This is a genomic window from Edaphobacter modestus (assembly GCF_004217555.1).
Lineage (GTDB): Bacteria > Acidobacteriota > Terriglobia > Terriglobales > Acidobacteriaceae > Edaphobacter > Edaphobacter modestus.
Genome location: NZ_SHKW01000001.1, coordinates 5125233 through 5148142 on the forward strand (window position 1 = coordinate 5125233; position 22910 = coordinate 5148142).

The 22910-nt window shown below is 59.0% G+C and carries 22 protein-coding genes; 10 read left to right on the top strand and 12 right to left on the bottom strand.

The features are described from left to right. Positions 1-18: 18 nt before the first annotated feature. Complete coding sequence (rph, locus tag BDD14_RS21590; RefSeq protein ID WP_130421143.1) at positions 19-765, bottom strand: ribonuclease PH; 747 nt, start codon at positions 763-765, stop codon at positions 19-21. A 405-nt stretch (positions 766-1170) separates the two neighbouring features. Between rph and BDD14_RS21595 the strand changes: the two genes are divergently transcribed. From BDD14_RS21595 to BDD14_RS21620, 6 genes are all read left to right on the top strand, one after another. Then, complete coding sequence (locus BDD14_RS21595) at positions 1171-2598, top strand: sigma-54-dependent transcriptional regulator (RefSeq protein ID WP_242618266.1); 1428 nt, start codon at positions 1171-1173, stop codon at positions 2596-2598. Positions 2599-2686: 88 nt separating this feature from the next. Next, entirely contained in the window at positions 2687-2947 is a 261-nt protein-coding gene (locus tag BDD14_RS21600; RefSeq protein ID WP_130421145.1) for a ubiquitin carboxyl-terminal hydrolase 14, read from the top strand. A gap of 82 nt (positions 2948-3029) precedes the next feature. Next, the gene (locus BDD14_RS21605) at positions 3030-3248 is read left to right on the top strand and encodes a CDGSH iron-sulfur domain-containing protein (RefSeq protein ID WP_130421147.1); all 219 of its coding nucleotides are present in this window, start codon (positions 3030-3032) and stop codon (positions 3246-3248) included. Between the two features lie 110 nt (positions 3249-3358). After that, positions 3359-5518 carry a CocE/NonD family hydrolase gene (locus BDD14_RS21610; RefSeq protein WP_242618111.1) on the top strand — a complete coding sequence of 720 codons (2160 nt, stop codon included), beginning with the start codon at positions 3359-3361 and terminating at the stop codon, positions 5516-5518. 23 nt (positions 5519-5541) lie between these two features. Beyond that, complete coding sequence (locus BDD14_RS21615; protein WP_130421149.1) at positions 5542-6102, top strand: NUDIX domain-containing protein; 561 nt, start codon at positions 5542-5544, stop codon at positions 6100-6102. Positions 6103-6124: 22 nt separating this feature from the next. After that, positions 6125-6568 carry a hypothetical protein gene (locus BDD14_RS21620; RefSeq protein ID WP_242618112.1) on the top strand — a complete coding sequence of 148 codons (444 nt, stop codon included), beginning with the start codon at positions 6125-6127 and terminating at the stop codon, positions 6566-6568. A gap of 7 nt (positions 6569-6575) precedes the next feature. On the opposite strand, the gene BDD14_RS21625 is transcribed toward BDD14_RS21620, so the two are convergent. From BDD14_RS21625 to BDD14_RS21650, 6 genes are all read right to left on the bottom strand, one after another. Then, positions 6576-6854: an anti-sigma factor family protein gene (locus tag BDD14_RS21625; protein WP_130421151.1), complete on the bottom strand. Its 279-nt coding sequence runs from the start codon at positions 6852-6854 to the stop codon at positions 6576-6578. Next, positions 6845-7462 (bottom strand): sigma-70 family RNA polymerase sigma factor, encoded by a 618-nt coding sequence (locus tag BDD14_RS21630; RefSeq protein ID WP_130421153.1) that lies wholly within the window; start codon positions 7460-7462, stop codon positions 6845-6847. Before BDD14_RS21630 ends, BDD14_RS21625 begins: the two co-directional genes overlap by 10 nt. After that, positions 7446-7964: a DoxX family protein gene (locus BDD14_RS21635; protein ID WP_130421155.1), complete on the bottom strand. Its 519-nt coding sequence runs from the start codon at positions 7962-7964 to the stop codon at positions 7446-7448. Before BDD14_RS21635 ends, BDD14_RS21630 begins: the two co-directional genes overlap by 17 nt. Further along, entirely contained in the window at positions 7961-8860 is a 900-nt protein-coding gene (locus BDD14_RS21640; protein ID WP_130421157.1) for an HvfC/BufC N-terminal domain-containing protein, read from the bottom strand. The genes BDD14_RS21635 and BDD14_RS21640 overlap by 4 nt, the downstream gene beginning before the upstream one ends. After that, complete coding sequence (gene bufB, locus BDD14_RS21645) at positions 8857-9720, bottom strand: MNIO family bufferin maturase (protein WP_130421159.1); 864 nt, start codon at positions 9718-9720, stop codon at positions 8857-8859. Before bufB ends, BDD14_RS21640 begins: the two co-directional genes overlap by 4 nt. 79 nt (positions 9721-9799) lie before the next feature. Beyond that, positions 9800-10084, bottom strand: coding sequence for a hypothetical protein (locus BDD14_RS21650; protein ID WP_130421161.1), 285 nt, complete (start codon positions 10082-10084; stop codon positions 9800-9802). Positions 10085-10218: 134 nt separating this feature from the next. On the opposite strand from BDD14_RS21650, the gene BDD14_RS21655 reads away from it, so the two are divergent. Then, entirely contained in the window at positions 10219-11865 is a 1647-nt protein-coding gene (locus BDD14_RS21655; RefSeq protein ID WP_242618113.1) for an AsmA-like C-terminal region-containing protein, read from the top strand. 3 nt (positions 11866-11868) lie between these two features. Here BDD14_RS21655 and BDD14_RS21660 read toward each other — a convergent pair whose 3' ends face one another. From BDD14_RS21660 to BDD14_RS21680, 5 genes are all read right to left on the bottom strand, one after another. Further along, positions 11869-12648, bottom strand: coding sequence for a DUF2076 domain-containing protein (locus BDD14_RS21660; RefSeq protein WP_130421163.1), 780 nt, complete (start codon positions 12646-12648; stop codon positions 11869-11871). Positions 12649-12816: 168 nt separating this feature from the next. Next, on the bottom strand, positions 12817-16569 hold the full coding sequence (locus BDD14_RS21665) for an alpha-amylase family protein (RefSeq protein WP_130421165.1): 3753 nt from the start codon (positions 16567-16569) through the stop codon (positions 12817-12819). A gap of 302 nt (positions 16570-16871) precedes the next feature. Further along, positions 16872-18113, bottom strand: coding sequence for a vWA domain-containing protein (locus tag BDD14_RS21670; RefSeq protein ID WP_130421167.1), 1242 nt, complete (start codon positions 18111-18113; stop codon positions 16872-16874). An 88-nt stretch (positions 18114-18201) separates the two neighbouring features. Further along, entirely contained in the window at positions 18202-19722 is a 1521-nt protein-coding gene (locus BDD14_RS21675) for a sigma 54-interacting transcriptional regulator (protein WP_130421169.1), read from the bottom strand. A gap of 212 nt (positions 19723-19934) precedes the next feature. Beyond that, positions 19935-20246, bottom strand: a complete 312-nt coding sequence (locus tag BDD14_RS21680; RefSeq protein ID WP_130421171.1) for a tetratricopeptide repeat protein — start codon at positions 20244-20246, stop codon at positions 19935-19937. Between the two features lie 63 nt (positions 20247-20309). Here BDD14_RS21680 and BDD14_RS21685 point away from each other — a divergent pair, with 63 nt between their 5' ends. The 3 genes from BDD14_RS21685 to hrcA are packed head-to-tail and all read left to right on the top strand — an operon-like array spanning position 20310 to position 22822. Next, positions 20310-20831 carry an acyl-CoA thioesterase gene (locus BDD14_RS21685; protein WP_130421173.1) on the top strand — a complete coding sequence of 174 codons (522 nt, stop codon included), beginning with the start codon at positions 20310-20312 and terminating at the stop codon, positions 20829-20831. A 21-nt stretch (positions 20832-20852) separates the two neighbouring features. Further along, positions 20853-21686 (top strand): Mrp/NBP35 family ATP-binding protein, encoded by an 834-nt coding sequence (locus BDD14_RS21690; protein ID WP_130421175.1) that lies wholly within the window; start codon positions 20853-20855, stop codon positions 21684-21686. A gap of 59 nt (positions 21687-21745) precedes the next feature. Next, positions 21746-22822, top strand: a complete 1077-nt coding sequence (hrcA, locus tag BDD14_RS21695) for a heat-inducible transcriptional repressor HrcA (RefSeq protein WP_130423459.1) — start codon at positions 21746-21748, stop codon at positions 22820-22822. Positions 22823-22910 lie beyond the last annotated feature (88 nt).

The window sequence follows — 22910 nt, forward strand, 5'->3', positions numbered from 1 at the left end:
AGTGATTTTCCTGTGAGATTAAAATCCGGCTGCGAGTGCGGATTGTTGAGCGGCAAAGAGCTCATGGATGCCCTTCTCTGCGTAGTCGAGCATGGCGTTGAGCTGGGCGCGGCTGTAGGAGTCCTTCTCTGCCGTGGCCTGGGTTTCGACGAGACCGCCTGAGGCCAGCATGACGACGTTCATATCGACGGTGGCGCGAGAGTCCTCTTCGTAGCAGAGGTCGAGGAGGACGTTGCCGTCGACGATGCCGACGCTGGTGGCTGCGACCATCTGGCGCAAGGGTGAGGTCTTGAGGGTTCCGGCGGCGACGAGCTTCTGAAGAGCGATGGCGAGGGCTACGGAGGCTCCGGTGATGGCAGCGGTGCGGGTTCCGCCGTCGGCCTGGAGGACGTCGCAGTCGAGGATGATGGTGCGCTCGCCGAGGGCCTTCATGTCGACGACAGAGCGCAGGCTTCGACCGATGAGGCGTTGAATCTCGTGGGTGCGCCCGCCGATCTTGCCTCGCTCGGCCTCGCGGGGAGAGCGGGTGAGGGTGGCGCGGGGAAGCATGCCGTACTCGGCGGTGACCCAGCCGCGGCCGGAGTTGCGGAGCCAGGTTGGAACTCCCTGCTCGACGGAGGCGTTGCAGAGGACACGGGTGTTGCCGGCCTCGATGAGCACGGAACCCTCGGCCATCGCGATGAAACCAGGGGTGATGCGTATGGGGCGGAGAGAGTCGGCGGTGCGGGCGTCGGGGCGGAAGAGTTGGGGTGGAGCAGCGGACATTCGGAGATTATAGACGGCGAAGAGAGGGCTTCTCCCAAATTGGGAAGCTGTTTCATTTTGGAACGTGCTTGCGAACGGGGAAATAGGCAATTTGGGACTGACGCGATGGCTTGTAGCCCGAAATGGGAATGGCGCGGTGAGGTCTGATCGTGTTTGTCTGTATGCAGGCTGGCGTGGGGAGAAGTTTTCCTTCGTCTTCAAGCACTTAGCGTGTAAGTTCCAGTTTGGCACTGCACGTGATTATAGATAGGCAACCCGTTGCACAGAGACGCGGGACAGGAGTGGAGAGCGATGACCGTAGCGATGCAGAGCAGGACGGCACGGGAAGAAGATATGGAAACTGGCTCGAAGACAGAGACCGGTGTGGCGAAGCTTGCCGTGCCTGTAAGGGACGAGACGGGGAAGATGCCGGAGCTGCATGTGCTGGTCGTCGACGATGATACTTCGGTGCGGCATGCATGCTGCTCGATCGCTGAGAAGATGGGGTTCGCCGTGGCAGGCGCCGATAGCGTGGCGCAGGCGCGGCAGATTTTGAAGCATCGCAAGATCGATGTTCTGCTGCTGGATCTGAAGCTTCCCGATGGTGGGGGGCTGACGCTGCTCGAGCAGGTGAAGATGCTCTATCCGGACACAGCCGTGGTTGTGATGACGGCATTCGCGACGGTGTCGTCCGCGGTAGAAGCGATGCGGATTGGAGCACGTGACTACCTGACGAAGCCATTCGCGCTGGAAGAGATGACGACGGTGCTGGAACGCGCCGGTCAGCGGGTGCACTTCGACCACGAGAGCCGGTTGCTGCGCGAGAGGCTGCGGTCTCAGAAGGATACAGATGGGCTGGTGGGGCGATCCCCGGAGATGGAGAAGCTGTACCGCATTCTGTCGAAGGTGGCGTTTTCGACGCACCCGGTGTTGATTCTGGGCGAGAGCGGAACCGGCAAAGAGGTGGTGGCGCGCTCGATTCACTTTAACGGGCCGAATGCGGACAAGCCGTTCGTTCCGGTGGACTGCGGCTCCCTGGTTCCGAGCCTGATCGAGAGTGAGCTGTTCGGCCATGTGAAGGGGGCGTTCACCGGGGCGGATCGAGCGAAGGAGGGCCTGCTGGCGGCGGCGGGCGGCGGGACGGTTTTTCTGGATGAGATCGGCGAGCTTCCGCTGGATTTGCAGGCGAAGCTGCTGCGCGCACTGCAGGAGAAGGAGGTTCGGCCGGTGGGAGCGACCCAGGCAAAGCCAATCTCCGCGCGGGTGCTGGCGGCGACCAATCGGGATCTTACGGCGATGGTCGAACAGGGCAAGTTTCGCAAGGATCTCTTCTTCCGGCTGAACGTGGTGAACCTGAGGATTCCGCCCCTGCGTGAGCGGAGAGGGGATATTCCGCTGCTGGCGATGCATTTTCTGGCGAGGATGGAGAAGGAGACGGGAGTGGAGAGGACGTTGTCGGACGATTCGCTGCGGCTGATGGCGGACTACGACTGGCCGGGAAATGTTCGGGAGCTTGAGAACGCAATCGAGCGTGCCTGTGCGTTGTCGAGCGGGCCGGTGCTGCACCTGGGCGATATGCCGACCCAGCTGCAGGACCTGAGAATGCAGCGGAAGGCGGAGGCTGTTTCCGAGCCGGTGGCGGCGGAGATAGCTGCGGTCGAAAGCGTTCGCGGCGTTCTGACAAGAGATGGCGAGATCGTCTCGATTGCGGAGATGGAGAAGCAGGCAATCCTGAATACGATTCACCAGCTCAAGGGAGACAAGCTGCTGGCGGCCAAGCTGCTGGGAATCGGAAAGACGACGCTCTATCGCAAGCTGAAAGAATATGGGATTGCGGATGTTCCTGCGGAGTGAAGGATTTAAACCTGGAACTCGCCTCCGGAGTCTTCGATGGCGCATCCTAGACCAGGAAGAAGGACCAGAGAGAAGAGAGAGGGCGCCGATGAGGTGTAAGCATCTGGATCAGATTCGGGACGTAAAGCCTTCGGCCAAGGGATGCGAGGAGTGTCTGAAGAGCGGAAGCTGGTGGGTTCATCTGCGGATGTGCAAGATCTGCGGGCACGTAGGATGTTGCGATTCGTCGCCGAACAAGCATGCGACGAAGCACTTTCACGGGACGAAGCATCCGATCATGCGCTCGATTGAGCCGGGGGAGACGTGGGGGTGGTGCTATGTCGACGAGGTGGAGTTGGACTTCGGCTGACATATTGCGCGGCGGTGAAGAGCCAAGCCGACACCGGTTTGCTATGCTGGGCTCATCCTTTGCAAAGAGAGTGAGCAGCACGATGTCAGAAGAAGCAGTAAAGATTACGGTTCGCCCGAATGGTCCGTTGCGGGTGGAGGGTCCGATCTCGTTGACGGATGCGGATGGAAGGCATTGGGATCTTACGGGCAAGCCGGCGATCTCGTTGTGCCGGTGTGGTGCGAGCGAGAAGCGGCCTTTCTGCGATGGTTCGCATAACAGGGTGGGCTTTCAGTGCGCGGCTTCGCCGAACTTGACGTAGTGTGATTAAGATTGCCGCTTCGACCGCCTCTTTCTGGGGGCCGGTCGAAGCGGCAGCATTGTTTCTCCGTGGATTTCAATCCCGGCAGCTCTGATTGTGAGGAAGGCTCGATGAGACGTTTGACCTGGTCGATGGGGATGTTGTCGGGTGTTCTGTTGCTTTCAACCGGAATGGCCTGGTCGCAGACGGGCGGAGCCGACCCGCAGGCGGTGACGTTGCCGGCGGGAAAGCTCGCCGAGTATGTGGGGCAGTACCGGGGCGCGGTCGAGCCGGATGTCATTCAATCGATCTCGCTTCGAGGCGGGGCTTTGTATGTAGAAGGCGAGCGCATGGCGACCCTGGAGCTGAAGCCGGAGTCGGAGGATCACTTTTTTATGCCGGCCTCGCCGACTCGCGTCGCGTTTACGCGCGATGCCGCGGGGAAGGTGACGGGACTGACGACGACGGCGACGGGACCGCGAAGCAGCGGCGGGTCGATGAGCATGGTGCGCTTCAGCGAGACGCCTGCGGAGCTGAATCACTTCCGCGAGTACACACGCAGCGAGACGATGGTGCCGATGCGCGATGGTGTGAAGCTGCATCTCGTCATCCTGCGACCGAAGGGTTCGGAGAGCACGGGAGAGCCGCTTCCATTCCTGCTGCAGAGGACGCCCTATGGGGTGGACGGGGAGACGTCTTTCAGCGTGAACGCCTCGAAGCCGGAGCTGGCGGCGAGCGGATACCTCTTCGTCTTTGGGGATATTCGTGGGCGCTATAAGTCGGAAGGGAAGTTTGTGATGAATCGGCCAGTCGTCGAGCACAAGACGAAGAAGGATGTGGACGAGACGACGGATACCAATGACACGATCGACTGGCTGCTGAAGAATCTGCCGAACAATAATGGTCGCGTCGGTGTTTACGGCATCTCCTATCCAGGCTTTCTGGCGATCATGGCAGGAATCGATGCCCATCCTGCGGTGAAGGCAATCTCTCCGCAGGCGCCGATGACGAACATCTGGATCGGCGATGACTTTTTTCACAATGGGGCGTTCCGCGAGACGTATGGCTTTGACTATGTGCAGCAGCTTGAGGGGCAAAAGACGGATGTGCGGGTCGAATCGAGCGAGGACACGTTCGATTTCTTTCTAAAGAACGGGAACTTTGCCGGAGCGGCGAAGAGCGCGGGAATGAGCGATCTGCCGACGGCGAAGGCGTTTCTTTCGCAGCCGGCGTATACGAAGTTCTGGCAGGCGATGGCGGTGGAACCGCATCTGACGAAGGTGGAGGTCCCGACGCTCGAGGTGGGGGGCTGGTGGGACCAGGAGGATATGTGGGGTCCCCAGGCCGAGTACGCTGCGCTGGAGCCGCACGATAAAGACCATGAGGTTTATCTGGTGCTGGGACCGTGGAACCATGGTGGATGGGTTCCAACGACGAGACATCTGGGAGCGGTGGACTTTGGCTCTGCGACTGGGGAGGTGTATCGGAAGACGATCGAGGCACCTTTCTTTGAGAGATACCTGAAGGATCGTACGGGCTTCGATCTGAAGGATACTGCGAGCTTCCGTACGGGCGTTGACGAATGGAAACGATATGATGCCTGGCCTCCGAAGTCAGGGTTCAGGCAGACGAAGATGTATCTTGCGGCCGATCATGGACTCAGCTTCGAGGCGCCGAAGGATGAGTCGAAGACGGAGTATGTGGCTGACCCGGCGAATCCCGTGCCCTATCGAAACAGGCCGATCCAGCCGACCTATGGGAGTGGGTCGAAGTGGAGGACGTGGCTGGTGGAAGATCAGCGGTTTGTGAGCGGGCGCAAGGACCTGGCGAACTTCACGACTGCACCGCTCGATCATGATGTGACGGTGACAGGAGATGTGGTTGCCGATCTCTTTGCTTCGACGACGGGGAGCGATGGCGACTGGGTGGTGAAGCTGATCGATGTGTATCCCGACGATGCGCCGAACGGCATGGGCGGCTACCAGCTGATGATTGCAGATGAGATTCTTCGTGGGCGATATCGGAAGAGCTTCGAAAAACCGGAGCCGGTGAAGCCGGGTGAAGTGGCTAAGTACAAGTGGAGCCTGCATGGAGCGGATCACACCTTTCTGAAGGGGCATAGGATCATGGTTGAGGTGCAATCGAGCTGGTTCCCGCTCTACGATCGGAATCCGCAGACCTATGTGCCGAACATCATGACCGCTCCGGCGAGTGCGTACAAGGCGGAGACGATCTCGATCTACGGTTCTGCGAAGTATCCGTCGCATCTGGAGTTCGAGATGCCGGAGTAATCGGTGACCGCAGAGGAGAGTGCTTGACGATCAGGACGATCAGCAGTCGCGAGGTCTATCGCAACCCATGGACGAGCGTGCGCGAGGATGTGATTGAACGCGCGAACGGGCAGCGCGGCATCTATGGAGTAGTCGATAAAGACCCGGCTTCGATCATCATTCCTCTGGAGAAGACAGAGGAGGGCGAGTTTGTTTACCTGATTGAGCAGTTTCGCTATACGGTAGGCGGGCGGTTCGCTGAGTTTCCGCAGGGTGGTTGGGAACGGGCCGACGTGGTGCCGGAGGAGCTGGCGCGCGGGGAGCTGCGGGAGGAGACAGGCATCGAGGCCGAACGTCTGACGCTGCTGAGTACATTGCAGATCGCATACGGTGTGATGAATCAGAAGCACTATGTCTTTCTTGCGGAGGGACTGACGCACGGTGAGGCTGATCCCGATGCGGAAGAACACGACCTGGTGCTGCGCCGAGTGAGCGTAGCGGAGTTTGAGCGGATGTTGCTGAACGGAGAGATTGTGGATAACTGTTCGGTCGCGGCGTGGGGTCTATACAAGGTATGGCTGGAGCATGGGCGCCCTGCGAGGTGATGTTGTGAATGAAGAGAAGGACATGGAAGCTGGTGACGCGGGACAAGAGCTTGTAACTCAGGCCGAAGGGACGGAGCGGGGACTGCGCTGGGCTAGCATGGGCAGTTTTTTGTTCGCCTTGATCCAGAGCGCGTGCGCGGCGGTGCTGGCCATTAGCGGATTTCGTGTGCTGATCGGGTTGAGTGCTCTGGCCGCGGCGAGCGGAGTTTATGGTCCGGCGAAGGGCTTTCATCAGGATGCCATTCGGATCCCGATGATGTGGGTGGCGCTGATTGGATCACTGGCGAACCTGTATTCGGTGTGGAGGGTGCGGTCGTTGCGGGCGCGCCCGGCGGCGCAGTGGAGGGTGCAACCGGTTTCGCGTAAGAAGCTGCGTTCGGAGCGGCTGCAGATTGTTCTTGCAGGGGTGACGCTGCTGCTGCTCGCGGCAGAGTTGGTTACGCATCCTATGATGCATCGTGTATGACGATGATTTACGAGGGTGGTTCTTCTTCCTCGTATTCGGTCGATGACGGAATCTCAAGCATGGCGGCTGCCAGGCGTGCGTGAAGGCGTTCGCTGTAGCCGAGGGGGAGCTCGAAGACGCGATCGTCGGCGGTAAGGATAAGGATGTTGCGGGTGGAATCGAGAATCGCCGAGCAGATCTCACAGTGTTCGAGGTGATGCTCTACGTCGGCGCGGATCTCGGCGTCGAGGGTGTTGTCCAGATAACCGGAGATATATTCCCAGACATGGCGGCAGTTCAGAACCATGGGAACCTCCTTCGGCGCTGCGGAGCTGTGCTGAGGAGCTGAGGAGCGAGTTGCTTCTGCAGCATCATGCGGGCGCGGTGAAGTCTCATTTTGACAGACGCGACGGTGATGCCGAGGGTTTCGGCTGTCTCCTTCACATTGCGTTCTTCAAGCTCGCGGAGGACGAAGACCTCGCGATAGGCGAGCGGAAGAGCGGAGAGGGCGCGGCGAATGAGGGAACGAACTTCCTGGCGCTCGAGGGTCTCGGAGGGAATCTCGCGCCAGTCGGTGAGCTGGGCCGGGACGACGGGACCTTCGGTGTCGTCGATGGAGTCTGTAAGGCCGGGTTGCTTGCGGCGCAAACGGGCTCGCGCCTCGTTGAGGGCGATGGCGATGAGCCAGGTGCTGAAGCGCGACTCGGAGCGGAAGCGAGCGAGATTGCGATAGGCCTTGATGAAGGCCTCCTGCGCGGCGTCTTCGGCCTCGGCTTCGTTGTGCAAAAGAGAGAGCGCCATAAGGTAAACGCTGCGCTCGTAGGGGCGGATGAGCTCATGGAAGGCCTCGGTTTGACCAGCGAGGACTTCCGCAATCATGGCCGCCTCGTTTCTCTCGTTATCCAGAGACTGCATCCGTTTCCCAGTGTGTTTTGCCCACGGTGTGCATGTAAGGGCGGAATCTTCTGGCGATCAAAGCGTCGAGCGAGAAGAGGCCGGGGCCGAAGGCAAAGATGAGGATCGCGGCAGCGAGGAAGGTATAAGCGTCTGCTTTATAGAACTTTTCCGAGTCGCTGAAGATGGCGAGGAATGCTTCGCGCTCCGCAGTCCAAAACGCTACGAACATTGAGCAGCTGAGCAAAAAAGCAATAGGACGCGAGAAGAGCCCGAGGATAAGCAGAATACCCCCGAAGAACTCGAGGCCGGAGACAAAATGTGCGTTCAGAGCGGGAAAAGGGATGTTCAGCGAGGTGAAGAAGTCAACTACCTTCGCCTGATGGTGCAGCTTGCCCCAGCCGGTCTGGGCGAACTGCCATCCCCAGTAGAGACGGACGAAGAGCAACACCGGCGAGCAGAGTTTCTCAGCGATGTTGCAGAGTGCGGCGTGGGCGGAGGCGAGACGGGTAAGGGGCTTCATCGGGGCTCCGTTGCGAGAGGTGTGCAGAGCCAGCCCATCTGCATAAGGTAGTGGAACGAAGATTGAATGTGGGCCGCACGATCCGATTCGGACAAGGTGCTGTTGGCGAAAGCAGCCTCAATGGCTTCTCCGAGGTTTGCGCCGTCTTCGAAGGCGCGGAGCAGAAGGTAGTCTTCGCGCGCCAGACGCTTATAGTAGACCGAGTCCTCGTGACGGTGGACGGCGAGATAGATCTGGCCGGGCACGAGTTTACGGGAACGCGTGCGACGAACCAGATGAATGCCGACTGCATTGGAAGCCTGTGCTCCCGCTCCTTGAGAGGCGTCACGTACAGCGATCAGAGCGTCGTCAACGGCGGCTGGAGCTTCGACGAGCTTGACGTAAGGCTGCAGGGAGAGAAGAGAAAGATCGTCAAGCAATGCTATCTCTTCGGTTGTGAGGGGCTGTCGCCGCTCGCTATCAAAAGCTTCAATGTGCGCCCACTCAAGATCCGCCATGGCGATGGCTTCCGCGGTTCGGGGCTGGGTATATTTTGGATTGTCGCGAAGCCATGCGGGGAGGGAAGAGCCGAGGTTGCGCAGTGTAAAGGAGCGCGAAGGATGGGCTTCAAGATAGGCGCGCATGAGGCGTTCGAACTTGCGCGTTCCGACGATCGACTTGAGGCCGGGAAAATCTTCGTCGAAGGAGGAGAAGACTCGGAACCAATACTGCCGGTTGTAGATTTCGAGGCGTTCGAAGGAGCTGAGGCGGTCGTTCGGCTTGATGAACGAAGAGGCCTCGTCGGCAAGGGAGCGATTGTCGTCGTCGCGGCGACGCATCTGTTCGTTGCGGGTGAGGGGACGCATGACGGCCGCGGCCATGCGCTGCTGCAGGGCATGCAGCTCGGGGGCGTTCATGCCGTCACCGCCAGCGGCGCCGCCTCTGCCTGAGGATTGAGATAACGGTTCGCCTTGAGGGCTTCGGCGTGAACTTCCTCGAAGGACGGAATGGAGTCGTCCCACTCGAGCAGCGTGGCGGTGGGGCCGCAGCGCTCGATGGCGCGGGCGTAGAGCCCCCAGACAGGATCGAGCACGGGATGATCGTGAGTGTCGAGGATGTATTTCTCGAACTTCGAATGTCCGGCGATGTGGATCTGTGCGACGCGCTCGGCGGGCACGCTGTCGACGTAGGTATGCGGGTCGAAGTTGTGGTTCTGCGACGAGACGTAGATGTTATTGACGTCGAGAAGAATGCCACAGTCGGCCTGTTCGACGACCTCGTTGAGGAACTCCCATTCGGTCATCTGGGAGACGTGAAATTCGGCATAGCTGGAGACATTCTCGACAGCGATGGGGACCTCAAGGAAGTCTTGGGCCTGGCGGATTTTTTCGGCGGTGAGGTGGGCGGCCTCGAAGGTGTAGGGCATAGGCAGAAGGTCGTGGGTGTAGGTTCCATCGACCGAGCCCCAGCAGAGATGGTCAGAGAGCCAGGGAGTGTTGGTGCGGCGAACCAAGGCCTTCAGCCGGCGGAGATGCTCACGCGAGTGGGGCTCGGCAGAGCCGAAGTACATGGAGACGCCGTGTTGCACGACACGATATTGATCGAGGATGCTGTCAAGAACCGTGAGCGGGCGACCGGCATCGACCATGTAGTTCTCGGAGATGATCTCGAACCAGTCGACGACCGGCTTCTTCTCGAGGATATGGCGATAATGCGGCACGCGAAGTCCGATGCCAACGCCATAGTCCGTAAATGCGTTGAAGCGATTTGCTGGCATTCCTTGGTCCTCCACAGGAAGGCAGGCTGTATCGCCGCGGCGATGAGGCTCACGGCGATACAGCGCAGCCGATGTCGTCTTAGTGCTTGGAGCCGTCCGTTGCGCAGCCACCCTTGCCCTTGCAGCTGTTCTTGCCCTTGCAGCCGTTGTCGCCGGCCTTGCAGCCGCCCTTGCCTTTACAGTCGTTCTTGCCTTTACAAGAGTGCTTGTCGGTGTCCTGCGCCATCATCGAGGAAGAGACAAGCGCCGCCTGTCCCAGTTGTGCGCCATCATGGCTGCTCGAAGCGTGCAGGGGGGTAGTGGAACCACTGAGCAATCCCGTGACGGCAGCGCTCAACATCATAGCCTTGAAAGAGTTCTTCATGGAGTCTCCTTATTTTGAGAGGGGCAAAGATGCCTCCTCTGTCTGCCTCGTTAGATACGAGGTGTGGAGAAGGGTAACAGTTTTCCTTCTACCGTTTGTCACAGAAATCGCCCCTCAAATTAAGGGCTAACGGTGTGCTAATTCTATGCATCCAACTGAATGTGAAGGATGTTAAGCACGACACAAAACAAACCTCTGGCCCCGCGCCTAGCAAGCGGCGAGGTTTCTGGGGCAGGATCGCAATCGCTCTGCTGTTCGTCGTTATTGGCTTTGCAGCGACCTTGGAAGTGATGCTTCATCGCGCGGAACCGATCCTGCGGGGACGGATTGTGGAGACGCTCGCAACGCGGTTCGACAGCCGGGTGGAGATGGATAAGTTGCATGTGTCGGTGCTGAGCGGACTCGAAGTTGCGGGTGACGGATTGCGCATCTTCCCACCCGATGGTGTCGTGGATGCCGGAGCAAAGGCGCCATTGATCTCCCTCGAACGTTTTGCATTTCATGTAAACGTCATGGGGTTGTTCCAGAAGCCGATGCATGTGGGGACCGTGAAGGTTTCGGGGATGACGATCAGCATTCCTCCCCGCGAGATGCGCCAGCAGGGGCCGAAGCGCGATCGCCGTGCCGGGAAGATCAAGATCGTGGTCGATCAGATTGACTTTGACGATTCCAAGCTGATCATCGGAACGATGAAGCCGGATAAGGATCCCAAAAAGTTCGCCCTGAAACACATTGTGATGCACAACGTGGGGCCGAACGATCCCTGGCGGTATGACGCTACGCTGGTCAACGCCGTTCCGACCGGGAATATCCACGCGGTTGGAACCTTTGGCCCGTGGGTCAATGAGAGTCCTGGAGATTCAGCGGTAACGGGCAAATATACCTTCGATCGCGCCGATCTAAACACGATCAAGGGCATTGCCGGAATTCTGTCATCGGTTGGAGAATTCAACGGACAGTTGAATCGGATCGTTGTGGACGGAACGACGGAGACGCCGGACTTCTCGCTCGACACGGCTCATCATCCGATGCCCCTGCACACAAAATTTCATGCGATCGTGGATGGCACCAGTGGCGATACGTATCTGCAGCCTGTCGAGGCGAAGCTGGGGGATTCGGAGTTCACCTGCAGGGGCGAGGTGATCAACATCAAGGGGAAGGGACACCAGATCAACCTGGATGTGGACGTGCCGAATGGAAGGATTCAGGACTTCCTCGAATTGGCGGTCAAGGCTCAGCCAGCGATCATGACCGGGCGACTGAACATGAAGACGAAGCTGACAATCCATCCTGGGAAGGAGAGTGTGACCCAAAAGATCGGATTGAATGGCCACTTCACGCTTCGCTCCATTCACTTCGTAAATCCCGAGTGGCAGGACAAGGTGGATATGATGAGCCTTCGCGCACAGGGCGAGGCGAAGCAGGCGAAGCCGGGCGCGGAGGATGTGAGCTCTTTGATGACAGGGCAGTTTGGGATGGGGAGAGGGAAGCTTCACTTCAACCGTCTTGCTTATGCCCTGCCGGGAGCGGACATCAATCTCGCGGGTGTTTATTCGCTGGATGGCAATGAGCTGGATTTCGACGGCAAGGTAAGAACCAAGGCTGCGTTATCGAACATGGTGGCTACCTGGTGGAAATCGTGGCTGCTGAAGCCGGTCGACCCATTTTTCAGAAAGAACGGTGCGGGAGCCGAAATTCCGGTGAAGATCAGCGGCTCCCGCGGGGCACCTAAATTTGGCCTGGCACTCAAGCACAAAGATAAGGACAAGGAAGGCAATTGACGGCTAGAAGCTGCTGTCGTCGCCGCCCGAATCGAAGTCATCGCCGAAGTTGGAACCGTCGTCAAAGTTAGAGTCGTCGGCGAAGTTATCGGTGGTGTCATCGGTTGAGTTGCCGGTGTCCATGAACTTGTTGCCATGGTCATTGTTATCGACGGCCTGGGAGAAGGCAGATTCCCCCCGGCGGTCTTCGATATCGGGTGAGAGCTGGCCTTCGCTGTGATGTTCGCTGCCGTCGCCGTAGTAGTTATTGATGACCTCGGGACGTTCCGAATCTCCGAAACTACCGAAACCCGGGCCGTAACCAGCCGAGTTGCCAAAACCGTGCATCAGGCTCTCAATGCCCTGGAATGCAAGTGCGCCCGCGGCCACGCCTGTTGCGGTCTGCATGGCTGAGCGGAGGAAGCCTCCGGACTGGCCAGACGGGGGAGCTCCGTAGGCGGGAGCAGGCATGTATTGGGGCTGTGCGTACTGGGGCTGTGAGTATTGGGGTGGCGGAGGCGGCGGAGCAGGGCGTGCGGGTTCCTCGGTCCTGCCCAGCAGAGATCCCAGAAAGCTGGTCGCGCGCTGTGGCGGCTGCTGGCGAAGCTGTTCAAGCTGCTTCTGTGCCTGTTCGAGCGCATATTGCTGGACGAGTACGGTCTGCGCGAGGATGTAGAGCGCGTCAGGATTGCGTCCCAGCGTCTGTCGCAGCATCTCTTCGGCGTCAAAGTCTTTCTCCTGAAGCTGGGTCTGATTGACGCGCTGAATCAGGCCCTCAAGCATTTGCTGTTCCTGTGGGGTCATGGAGCTCCTTCGATATGCGCTCGTGCGCTGGCAAGTATGACGCAACAAAGGTACGGAAAGGTAGGAGCGGGAGTTCCGCTCCTCCGTGAAGGGGTGGCACTTCTCATCGCAACTGGCTGAATCCGCAGGCTTGATTGTCCCAGGCTCGAAGGCTCACGCGCGCAGTCCTCAAGGGTGTTTCCCAGTCCGGGGCTCTAATTTCGTTGAACCCTCCGTTGAACCCAGGAGTCGGAGAAACTTCTGATACTCAAAGCCGCTCCGCTGGAGCAGGGCTGTCAGCTCCCTTACTGCGGAGGTGATCGGAGCCACGTCCTCCAGCAAAAGGGGAGCGGAAGCCGCTATCCCAACCAGCGCCGGCAGTTCGAACCAGCACAGAAGCTCTTCAAACCTTTCCTTATTCATGTATTCAATGCCGGATGCAAGATTTACGCCAGTCAGCCAGCGGACATCGGGATCCTTCCAGAACTCTTTCGTCCGGAGAATCTTCCGGGAGTCTTCATCGCCGGTAAATTTCAGCTGCACCCTGACCTGTGCCGCCGCCTTCCAGGCGGTCTCCCCTTCCAATCCCACGGAGGAGAAGGTTTCTGCGAGCGCCCACCGCAGGTTGACACTCTCGAAGACCTCGAGCGGAGAGAAGCTGGGCGGAAGACTCTGAAACACCAGCCACGCCATGACGGGAGCCCAGTTCTGGGTGGGCGAAAGTCTCGGGTCGGTGCTTGGGAGTACAGCGCTGGCCGCAGGTCGCAAGCTTTCAGGGAATTCGGAAACCAGCATAGGAAGATGCAGCGCGGCTGCTGCGAGCAGGGAGCAGGTATCCTGCTTCTGTCCTTCTGTCTTCGATTCGCGATCTTTCGCGGGTGAAGCAGTTTCGAATCCCTCGACACGATGGGGAGAACTCCCGCCGTTCAATTCGGAGAGCTCCATAACACGGTCCCTGAACAGATACGCATGATCGAAGAAGTCGTTGAGACGCGAGTCAACCTTCGCTGTGCCGCGCTCCTCAGTCTTTTCGACAGCGGCCCCATCCGGAGTTTCCACCTGCTTCTGAAGAGGGGTGTGGAGGTCGACCTGGACCGGGGAAGCTTTCTCAGAGATCTGATCGCCTGGTATCTCTATTTCATGTTCATGTGAAAGGCGGGCAAAGACATCGATGTTCTCCTGTGATACGGCCTCACGCAGGGCTTCGAGAAGAGGCCTGACCTGGAGTCTCGACAACGCTTCTTCAATGCTATACACCCCGGAACCATGGAGTGCATCGCAGAGACGATCCCACGGCTGCGCGGCCGTCGACCGAAGCTCGCGCCACTTGAGCAGCGCGACATGTTGATAGCCTCGGAGACCCAGGGTCAAGCCATGATCGCGGAGATCCTTTGCGCGGCGCAGGTATTCCAGTCCGAGAACGTTGTCCATGTAGGCGATCACAATGGAATCGTCATCCGGAAGGTCGAGTCCGGAGGCGAGGCTCTTTTGCTGCATGGAGCCTGCGGCCTTTTCGAGAAATCCCACGGAGAAGTGAATGGTGCCATGGGTTGATTGATAGCTGTTGTTGTAGAGAATCACTCCGCGTTCTTGCCCGTGGCGATTTGAATAAGCGAAGACGTTCTCGTCGACCGTACCGTTATCGCGCCAGAAGTCATAGAGCAGGAAGTGCGTGCTCTCTGCAAAGAGAGCACGGTTCTTGAGTAACGGAGCGATCAGATGCTGGTGCCTGGCAACCAGGTCCTCATTCGGGTTCTCGTCCAGCCGAGCCTGTTTGAAGTCCATACCATACCGCTCGGTAAAGCCTTCGATCTGTCCGTGACCAAACATGGGAAGGCCGGGCAGGGTAGCAAGCAGCACGGAGACGCCAAAGTATTTGTCGCCCGAACCGAACTGGTCGATAGCGGTGCGCTCGTCGGGATTGCTCATGAAGTTGACATAACGCTTGAGGATGTCGGGATCGAACTCCACAGTCTTCTTCAGATAGGAGCGATACTTGGCGTTCTCTTCATCACGCAGCATGTTCATAAACGCACTGTTGTAGACACGATGCATGCCCAGTGTGCGAACGAAGTAGCCTTCGAGCAGCCAGAAGGCCTCGGCCAGCAGGAGAGTTCCAGGAACCTCTCTCGCTACCCGGTCTACCACTTCGCGCCAGAACTCGTTTGGCATGAGAGCATCGAAGGCCTCTTGCGACATCGCGTTTTCCGCTCGTGAGGGGATGGACCCGCCGGTGCCGGGCAATGGAAACCAGAGACGCTGCACATGACGTTTTGCCAGAACCATCGCTGCGTCGAAGCGAATGATCGGAAAACGTCGGGCTACATCGAGAATTGTCTGAATGACGCTTTCTCGCACGTGGGCTTTGGAATAGTCGAGTTGTGCGGTGTCGTTCCAGGCGAAGGTGGTTCCATCGTTGCCGTGATACACATACCGCGTCGCGCCGTCGTAGTGATGCCGAAGGCGGAAGACCACGGCAGCGTCTGAATGGTCGTAGTAATGGTCTTCGATCTTGATTTCGACTCTACTATCGGTCGAGACGTCGGGACCCTCAAAGCGATACACCGGGAAGGGACTCTCCGAGCGTGAAAGGAACCAGTCCGGATGGTCGATGACCCAATCGGAATCGATGCCCATATGGTTAGGCACCATGTCGCTGGCGAGCCTGAGTCCGACAGCGGCTGCGTGATCTCTGAGGTGCATGTACGCTGCTTCTCCGCCGAGGTCCTGAGCGATGGTGTAGTTCTTCAGCGAATAGGCGGAAGCAACCGCGTCGCGGTTGCCGCGCAATCGCTTGATTGTCCTGGAGGCGGTACTGCGCTCCCAAAGGCCGATCAACCAGAGACCCGTGATGCCTCGATCTACCAGCAACTGAAGTTCTTCATCAGGAATCTGATCGAGACGATAGATGTGACGTCCATATTTCTTCGACAGCTGTTCCAGCCAGACATAGGTGTTCTTTGCAATAAGTACAACCGTCGGCATCCATGCCTGGTCGGCACTGAAGGCTTCATACTCATGCAGCGGAGCCTGGTAGTCAGCGGCGTAACGCCGACGCCTGGTGCCGTCCGCCAAGGTGGTGAATTCGTCTTCAAAGCCGATAAATTCGTCACCAACGAAGCCTTCGTCTGCGCGCCCTGGGTCACCATGGCGATGCCACACCGGCCCCGCGGGGTGAAATCGCATCCAGACGGCGATCTCCTCTTCGCGCAGGACGTCGATAGCCAACAAGACCCGGGCAAGATCCTTGCCAAGAACAGGAGCCCAGTGTTCCCGGATGTAATCCAGTTGACCGGTCAGGGAGTCGGGTGACGCAAGCATCGGTGCTCTTAATGCGTTGAGCAGTGATCCCAAAGCCGGTTCGACGGGGGGTCGGGTTCGGAAGTAATTGGGTAGGGTGGACGTGGCCGCAGAATAGGCGGTTTCGTTCTTCAGCGCCTTATCCCCAAAGAGGAGATCGAAGACCGCAAAGGCAGGGTTGGTGTTTGCCAGCCAGAGCAGAAGCATCTCTTCAAAAGCCGCCTCGCGATTGGGCAAGCCGTCCGTCTGCCCCCTCAGCCATTCCTCCGCCGTCAATTCCTTGCGGAAGACTGCGACAGCAGGAAATTGTTCGGTGAAGCGGAGAAGAAGTCGATCCAGTTGCTCTGGACCAATCTCACCAGCCAGGTAGCGGAGCCCTTCTTTCAGAACGAGAGGGTCGGTGGTCTGCCGGTACTTTGCGACGAGGGCGTGACTCAATTCGTCGATCAGACCCATGGCGAAGAGTGCGGCGCCACTCACAGTCTTTTCAGGCAGACCTTCCGCACTGTCAAGAGCTTTCAGACGTTCTGCCAGTTTGCGGCTGGCGGTGACGTTCGCAAAAACGACGTTCCCCGTAAAGCTGAATAGCAGGTCGTCCAGATCTATTCGCTCGCGGACAGATCTTGAAATATGAAACTCCATCCAATGCTCCTTCAGGTGCCATAGGTTCCAAGAACAATCAGACCCATCCTCTCTGAGATGCTCGCGGTTGTCTCCGGCTGAGTCAATTCATTCCTGAACGAAGTGTCCAGGTTTTCTTCCGCACCTGGCCACCCTTCAGACTCGAAGATAACCTGACCAATGTATCGTGACTGAGAAGGCTGGGTTGGAGAAGAGCAAATCGTCACTCTGAGCGGGACTGAAGAATACCCGTATCGCGTGAAGCGGCTTCAGTTCATGGCTTCTTTATGGAACTGCTGCGCAAATGCGCGTACTGAATTCTGTCAGTGTACGGTCTTCATCCGGCGGGACATGAAATCCATCAGCAGGTAGTTGCCGAGGGTCTGGGGAGTGGTGAAGTAAGCCTTACCCCGGCACATCGCGCTGACCTTCTGGACGAACTGCATGAGTGCGAAGTCGTTGGCGAGCATGAAGGTGTTGATCATGATTCCGGCGCGCTTGCACCGCGCGACCTCTTCGAGCGTCTCTTCGATCACCAGCGGATCGAGTCCAAAGGCATTTTTGTAGATGCGACCGTCGGGGAGCGTGAGGGCAGAGGGCTTCCCGTCGGTGATCATGACGATCTGCTTCATATCCTTGTTCTGCTTCGCCAGGATGCGCTGGGCCAGCCGGAGGCCGTCGCGGGTATTGGTGTAATGCGGGCCAACCTTCACCCGGGAGAGCTGCGAAACAGGGACCTCCTCAGCCGTATCGTGAAAGAGGACGAGGTTGAGCGTGTCGCCTGGAAACTGCGTTCGGATGAGGTGCGAGAGGGCCATCGCGACCCGCTTGGCGGGGGTAAAACGGTCTTCGCCGTAGAGAATCATCGAATGCGAGCAGTCGAGAAGAACGACGGTCGCGCAGGAGGACTGATAGTCCGATTGATGCACATGAAGATCGGAGTATTCGATGTGGAGCGGGGTGTGCTCTTCGCCTTCGACGGCGGTTCTGATGCCTTCGCGCGCGAAGACGCTGGAGAATGTGGCGGTGACGTCGAGGTTCAGCGTGTCGCCGAACTCGTACAGCTTGGAGGAGCCGTTGATCTCGACTCCGGCAGCCTCGTGACGCGTATCGTGACGCCCGAAGTTGGATTTCCCGAGCGGTCCGAGCAGGTCGCGCAGCGCCTTGTAACCGAGAAAGTCCATGCCTTTGTCGGTTACCTCGAAGCGCGCGTTTTCGTTGGCCTGGCCGAAGTCGCCCTGACCCTGGTCGGGCGTCTCGGCGTTGATGAAGTTCTGCTCCTGCATCTTCTGGATGATCTTGTCGATCAGCTCCTCGACCTGGTCCTCCGCAAGTGTGTCGTACTTCTCCTGCGCTTCCTCATCGAAGAGCTCACCGGATTCAAGCGCCTGACGGATGGCATCGCGCAGGTTTTCAAGGGTCTGGTCGTTGAATTCGCTGAAGTTTGAGTAGGGGTCGTTGAAGCCGGAATCGAGCAGGAAATCGGAGAGGGCCTGCATGAGGTCTTCGAGACCGAAGCTGGAGGAGAGGTCGCCGGTGAACTTGGTATAGCGGACGCGCTTCATAAGAGCCCTCTACTTCTATTCTAGTTCGTCTGCGGAACACACCGTCCGACTCATGCCGCACTTCAACGAGTAAAGGAGGATCGACCCACTAGTTGAAGCCGCGCCGGGTGCGGTTTCTCGGATTGTATTCTTCCTGTTCGCGCTCTCTCGCGCGCTCAGCGTACTGGGATGCCTGATCGACGCGCTGCTTCTTCTCCGCGGCAGTGAAGACCCGCTCTTCGGCGCGGCTGATGCGCTTGTGGGCGGTCATGCCCTCCAGGAGAAACTCGGCTGCGCTCACCGTGGTCTCCGGAGAGGATTTGCCGTTGACGCTCAGCGGCGAGAGCTTTTCGAGCAGGCCCTGGATCTGCTGGAGTTCGGCGAGCGAGGCCGCGGCAGGTTGCACGTCGTTGAGCTGTACCGTGCCTCCAAGATTGAACCACTGCTCGATCTGCTGCGTGTCGGTTCCGGCAAAGTACTTGTCGAAGACGGTGGCGACGGACGCGCGGATGATCTCGCGGACGACGGTGTCGGCACCTCGCATCTCGCCCTCGTACTCAAGCTCGATCTTTCCGGTTATTCCGGGCAGTGCCGTGTAGATATCGCCGATGCGCGGGACCACGATCTGCTCCCCGTGAACCAGGGCGCGGCGCTCCGCGTTCGACAGGACGAGTTCCATGGTGCTGATGGGAAGCCGTTGGGAGACACCGGAACGCTTGTCGACCTTTTTGTCCTCGCGGGCGGTGAAGGCGATCTGCTCGATTACCTGGCGAATGTAGTGAGGAATCTCGATGTTGGACGCCGGCCTGGCGGACCATGCCTCCTGCGTGGTGATGCGGATGCCTTCCTCGATGTCCTCGGGGTAGTGGGTTCGGATCTCCGAGCCGATGCGATCTTTGAGGGGAGTAACGATCTTGCCGCGGGCGGTATAGTCCTCGGGATTTGCGCTGAAGACGATGGCGACGTCGAGGGGAAGCCGTACGGGGTAACCCTTAATCTGCACGTCGCCTTCCTGCATGATGTTGAAGAGGGCGACCTGGATCTTGCCGGCGAGGTCAGGCACCTCGTTGATCGCGAAGATGCCGCGGTTGGCGCGTGGCAGGAGGCCGTAGTGCATGGTCAGCTCGGAGCCGAGGTCCTGGTTCGAGCGTGCGGCTTTGATGGGGTCGATATCGCCTACGAGGTCGGCCACGGTAACGTCAGGGGTGGCGAGCTTTTCGACGAAACGCTCGTCCGGCGTAAGCCATGCAATCTGGGTTTGGTCACCCAGCTTCGCGATCAGGTCGCGGGAGTACTTGCTGATGGGTGCGTAGGGATTGTCGTGAATCTCTGAGCCTGCGACGTACGGTGTGTGGGCATCAAGCAGCGTGGTCAGCGCGCGGAGGATGCGTGACTTTGCCTGGCCTCGCAGGCCAAGCAGAATAAAGTTGTGGCGCGACAGGATTGCGTTGACGATCTGGGGAATGACCGTATCCTCGTAGCCGACGATGCCGGGGAAGATGGTCTCTTTGGCCCTCAGCCGCGCAATGAGATTCTCGCGAAGCTCATCCTTGACGCTGCGGGCAAGCCGTTCGGGGGTGTATTCGCTGTTACGGAGAGCGCCGAGGGTCGCAGGAAGGGGGTTCGCCATACAGGAAGTATAGATGTTTGGAGGTGGGGAAAGGTTCGACAGGGTGATTTCAGCCGCGACAGAGCGAAGAGAGGCAGGTAGGCCGTAAGTTCGCGTACCAGGTGAGGTGTCTCCGGTTGTATGTGTCCTTTGACGCCTGCCGCCGCCAGCAGAATGCGAATTGCGATCTGTTCCCAGCGGAGGGTAACTGGCATGGCGGGTTCGATGTGGATTCAGCGGCTTAGGTCATCCCGCAGACCCTCCATCTCGGCCAGCGCGTGAGGATTGCCGGTGCGCTTGGCGGCCGAGATGCCGCTGTGCAGGCGCTCAATCGCCTCGTCGGTGCGGCCCTGCTTCGCAAGCGTCTGGGCGGACATCTGGTAGGCGGGAACGTAGTCAGGATTCTGCTGGACGATTGTGGAGAACTCCGAGAGAGCATCTTCGATGTTGCCGTCAGAGAGATGGGCCATGGCGAGGCCGTAGCGGGCGAAGGCGTCGGAGGGGTTCTGTTCGAGCACCTGGGTGAGGAGGGCGATTCTGTCCATGCGTTGATGTTGCGATGGACTGTGCCAAGTTGGCAAGCCGCTTGAAGATTTACACTGGGAAGAATGAGCGAAGTCGTTGTGGCAAGAACGGTGGCGGAATCGCGGTCCGAACGCAGTGAGATCATCTTTCCGTCAGATGCCAATGCGCTGGGCAACCTCTTCGGAGGCAGGCTGATGCAATACATCGATCTGGTAGGTGCGATGGCCGCAAGCCGGCATGCGCGGGCCATTACGGTGACCGCGAGCATGGACCATCTGGACTTTGTCGCCCCGGTTCGCGTGGGCGACCTGCTGATCCTGAAGGCGAGCGTAAACCGCGCTTACCGGACCTCGATGGAGGTTGGGGTGAAGGCAATGGTCGAAGATGTACGCCACAACCGGATGCGGCATGTCTCGTCGGCGTATCTGACCTATGTAGCCGTAGAGAAAGACGGGACCAGGATCGTGGTTCCCCAGGTCATTCCGGAGACCGAGCACCAGAAGCGCCGGTACGAAGATGCAGGACGCCGACGCGAGATGCGCGCCGGCGAGACGCAGCGCAAGAAAGAGATCCGTGCCGCACTCGGAGACGAGTGGCACATTTGAAGCTTTAGGAAAGGATTCGTTATGGGACATATGGGAGCAGGAGTTCCGCCGGCGCCGCAGCCTTTGCCGGGCGTGGCGCACGTTGTAGCGGTCGGTAGCGGCAAGGGTGGTGTAGGAAAGACGACGGTAGCGGTCAATCTTTCGGTGGCGCTGGCCAAACTTGGGTACAAGGTCGGGCTGATCGATGCGGATATCTACGGGCCGAACGTCCCGACGATGATGGGAACGACGCGCCAGCCGAACGTCGTAGGCGAAAACCGCATTGAGCCGATCCTGGCTCATGGAGTGAAGTTCATCTCGATCGGGCTGATTTCGCCGGGAGACAAGCCTCTGGTGATGCGCGGACCCATGCTGCACCAGATCATTCGCCAGTTCCTGCAACAGGTGGAATGGGGCGAGCTCGACTTCCTGATCGTTGACCTTCCTCCGGGAACCGGCGATGTGGTGATCTCCCTGGTCCAGACGGTTCCGCTGACCGGCGCGGTGGTGGTTTCTACCGGGTCGAACGTGGCCCTTGAGGATGCCCGCAAGGCCCTGGAGATGTTTCATCAGGTGAAGGTCGAGGTTCTGGGGATGGTCGAGAATATGTCCCAGATGACGCTGCCTTCGGGGGAGGTCATCGACGTCTTCGGAGCCGGCGGAACCGAGCGCACAGCGGCGCAGTTCGGTCTGGCTTTTCTGGGTGCGCTGGAGCTGAATCCTGCGATCCGTGAAGGCGGCGACAAGGGGTTGCCGATCGCGCTGGCGGGCCCGGACTCAAAGTTGGCTTCGGAGGTCTACACGATGGCTCAGCGGGTTGCCGACAAAGCGAAGCAGGTTGCGTCTAAAAATGAGAATGTGTTCGAGATCAGTTAACTGAAACTCCGACACGCTTGACGCGAACGATAGACTGGTTTCAAGCGGGGGAGGGAATGATGGCAGATGCATGGCGGATTACAGCTCGGCAGCGAGCTATTCTGACGGCCATCATTGAGAGCTATATCGAGACCGGAGAACCTGTGGGCTCCGGGACCATCGCCCGGCTGCGAATCCAGGAAGGCTCCGGTATGAGTCCGGCGACCATCCGGAACGAGATGGTGGAGCTGGCCGAAGCGGGACTCCTCGAACAACCACATACGTCTGCAGGGCGAATTCCGACCGCGATGGCGTTTCGGATGTATGTGGAGCAGTTGAGCAGCGGAGCCCATCCCAGGGGCGGCGCGCGACGGTTGACGGCGCAGTCGCGCCGGCAGATCGATTCCAGCTTTGTGGGAGTCGCGGGCACGCAGGCGGTGCTCGAAAGAACTTCACATGTGCTGGCAATGCTTTCGAGTGGAGTCGGAGTGGCGGTCGCGACGGCTGCGGAAGGAGATCTGCTGGAACACGTGCACTTCTCGAGGCTGGCTCCCGCAAGCATTCTTGCCGTGGTCGTGACCAAATCAGGAGTGGTTCGGGATCGCGTACTGGCGCTGGACCGGGATCTGAGTCTGGTGGAACTGGAGACCGCATCCAATTTTCTGAACGAGCACTTTCGGGGCTGGAGCATCGAGCAGGTGCGCTCGGAGCTGGCGAAGCTGGTGGACCGGGAACGAAGCGAGTATCAGCAGCTGCTGAACTCCGTGCAACAGCTCTGGGTGAAGGCGGTTCGGGAGACCGACGCTTCGATGCCTCCGGTTTACGTGGAAGGCGTGGCAAACCTGGTAAGCGCGAATACCGACGGCGAACGTCTGCGGGAGATGCTTGCCGCACTCGAAGCCAAGCAGCGCCTGGTGGATCTGCTGAATGCCTATATCGATGCGCGCCAGCAGAGCGTGCGGGTCATCTTCGATCTGGAAGAACAGGCGCCGGAGATGGCGGGCCTGGTGCTGATCGCAGCTCCGGCGAGGATGGCGGGTGAGAGCCGAGGAACCATTGGCGTGATCGGCTCCAAGAGGATGGATTACGAAAACACGATGAACGCGGTAAGCTACCTCTCCCGCGTCTTCGACCGGATTGTCCCTGCATCGGGGTGAATCGAAGGACTTTGTCACCTTTGATGTCGCTGCCGCTGTAACCGGCTCCTTGCCGGTATCCCGAGGCTTGCGCGATCGGCGATAATAG

What these genes read in the sequence shown, in the direction of transcription:
- BDD14_RS21595 (WP_242618266.1), top strand. Translation starts at nt 1,171, where the DNA reads ATGCCGGAGCTGCATGTGCTGGTCGTCGACGATGATACTTCGGTGCGG.
- BDD14_RS21665 (WP_130421165.1), bottom strand. Translation starts at nt 16,569, where the DNA reads ATGGAGTTTCATATTTCAAGATCTGTCCGCGAGCGAATAGATCTGGAC.
- BDD14_RS21670 (WP_130421167.1), bottom strand. Translation starts at nt 18,113, where the DNA reads ATGAAGCGCGTCCGCTATACCAAGTTCACCGGCGACCTCTCCTCCAGC.
- BDD14_RS21635 (WP_130421155.1), bottom strand. Translation starts at nt 7,964, where the DNA reads ATGAAGCCCCTTACCCGTCTCGCCTCCGCCCACGCCGCACTCTGCAAC.
- hrcA (WP_130423459.1), top strand. Translation starts at nt 21,746, where the DNA reads ATGGCAGATGCATGGCGGATTACAGCTCGGCAGCGAGCTATTCTGACG.
- BDD14_RS21660 (WP_130421163.1), bottom strand. Translation starts at nt 12,648, where the DNA reads ATGACCCCACAGGAACAGCAAATGCTTGAGGGCCTGATTCAGCGCGTC.
- BDD14_RS21625 (WP_130421151.1), bottom strand. Translation starts at nt 6,854, where the DNA reads ATGGTTCTGAACTGCCGCCATGTCTGGGAATATATCTCCGGTTATCTG.
- BDD14_RS21610 (WP_242618111.1), top strand. Translation starts at nt 3,359, where the DNA reads ATGAGACGTTTGACCTGGTCGATGGGGATGTTGTCGGGTGTTCTGTTG.
- BDD14_RS21600 (WP_130421145.1), top strand. Translation starts at nt 2,687, where the DNA reads ATGAGGTGTAAGCATCTGGATCAGATTCGGGACGTAAAGCCTTCGGCC.
- BDD14_RS21605 (WP_130421147.1), top strand. Translation starts at nt 3,030, where the DNA reads ATGTCAGAAGAAGCAGTAAAGATTACGGTTCGCCCGAATGGTCCGTTG.
- BDD14_RS21650 (WP_130421161.1), bottom strand. Translation starts at nt 10,084, where the DNA reads ATGAAGAACTCTTTCAAGGCTATGATGTTGAGCGCTGCCGTCACGGGA.
- BDD14_RS21630 (WP_130421153.1), bottom strand. Translation starts at nt 7,462, where the DNA reads ATGCAGTCTCTGGATAACGAGAGAAACGAGGCGGCCATGATTGCGGAA.
- BDD14_RS21640 (WP_130421157.1), bottom strand. Translation starts at nt 8,860, where the DNA reads ATGAACGCCCCCGAGCTGCATGCCCTGCAGCAGCGCATGGCCGCGGCC.
- BDD14_RS21680 (WP_130421171.1), bottom strand. Translation starts at nt 20,246, where the DNA reads ATGGACAGAATCGCCCTCCTCACCCAGGTGCTCGAACAGAACCCCTCC.
- rph (WP_130421143.1), bottom strand. Translation starts at nt 765, where the DNA reads ATGTCCGCTGCTCCACCCCAACTCTTCCGCCCCGACGCCCGCACCGCC.
- BDD14_RS21685 (WP_130421173.1), top strand. Translation starts at nt 20,310, where the DNA reads ATGAGCGAAGTCGTTGTGGCAAGAACGGTGGCGGAATCGCGGTCCGAA.
- BDD14_RS21675 (WP_130421169.1), bottom strand. Translation starts at nt 19,722, where the DNA reads ATGGCGAACCCCCTTCCTGCGACCCTCGGCGCTCTCCGTAACAGCGAA.
- BDD14_RS21690 (WP_130421175.1), top strand. Translation starts at nt 20,853, where the DNA reads ATGGGACATATGGGAGCAGGAGTTCCGCCGGCGCCGCAGCCTTTGCCG.
- bufB (WP_130421159.1), bottom strand. Translation starts at nt 9,720, where the DNA reads ATGCCAGCAAATCGCTTCAACGCATTTACGGACTATGGCGTTGGCATC.
- BDD14_RS21620 (WP_242618112.1), top strand. Translation starts at nt 6,125, where the DNA reads ATGGAAGCTGGTGACGCGGGACAAGAGCTTGTAACTCAGGCCGAAGGG.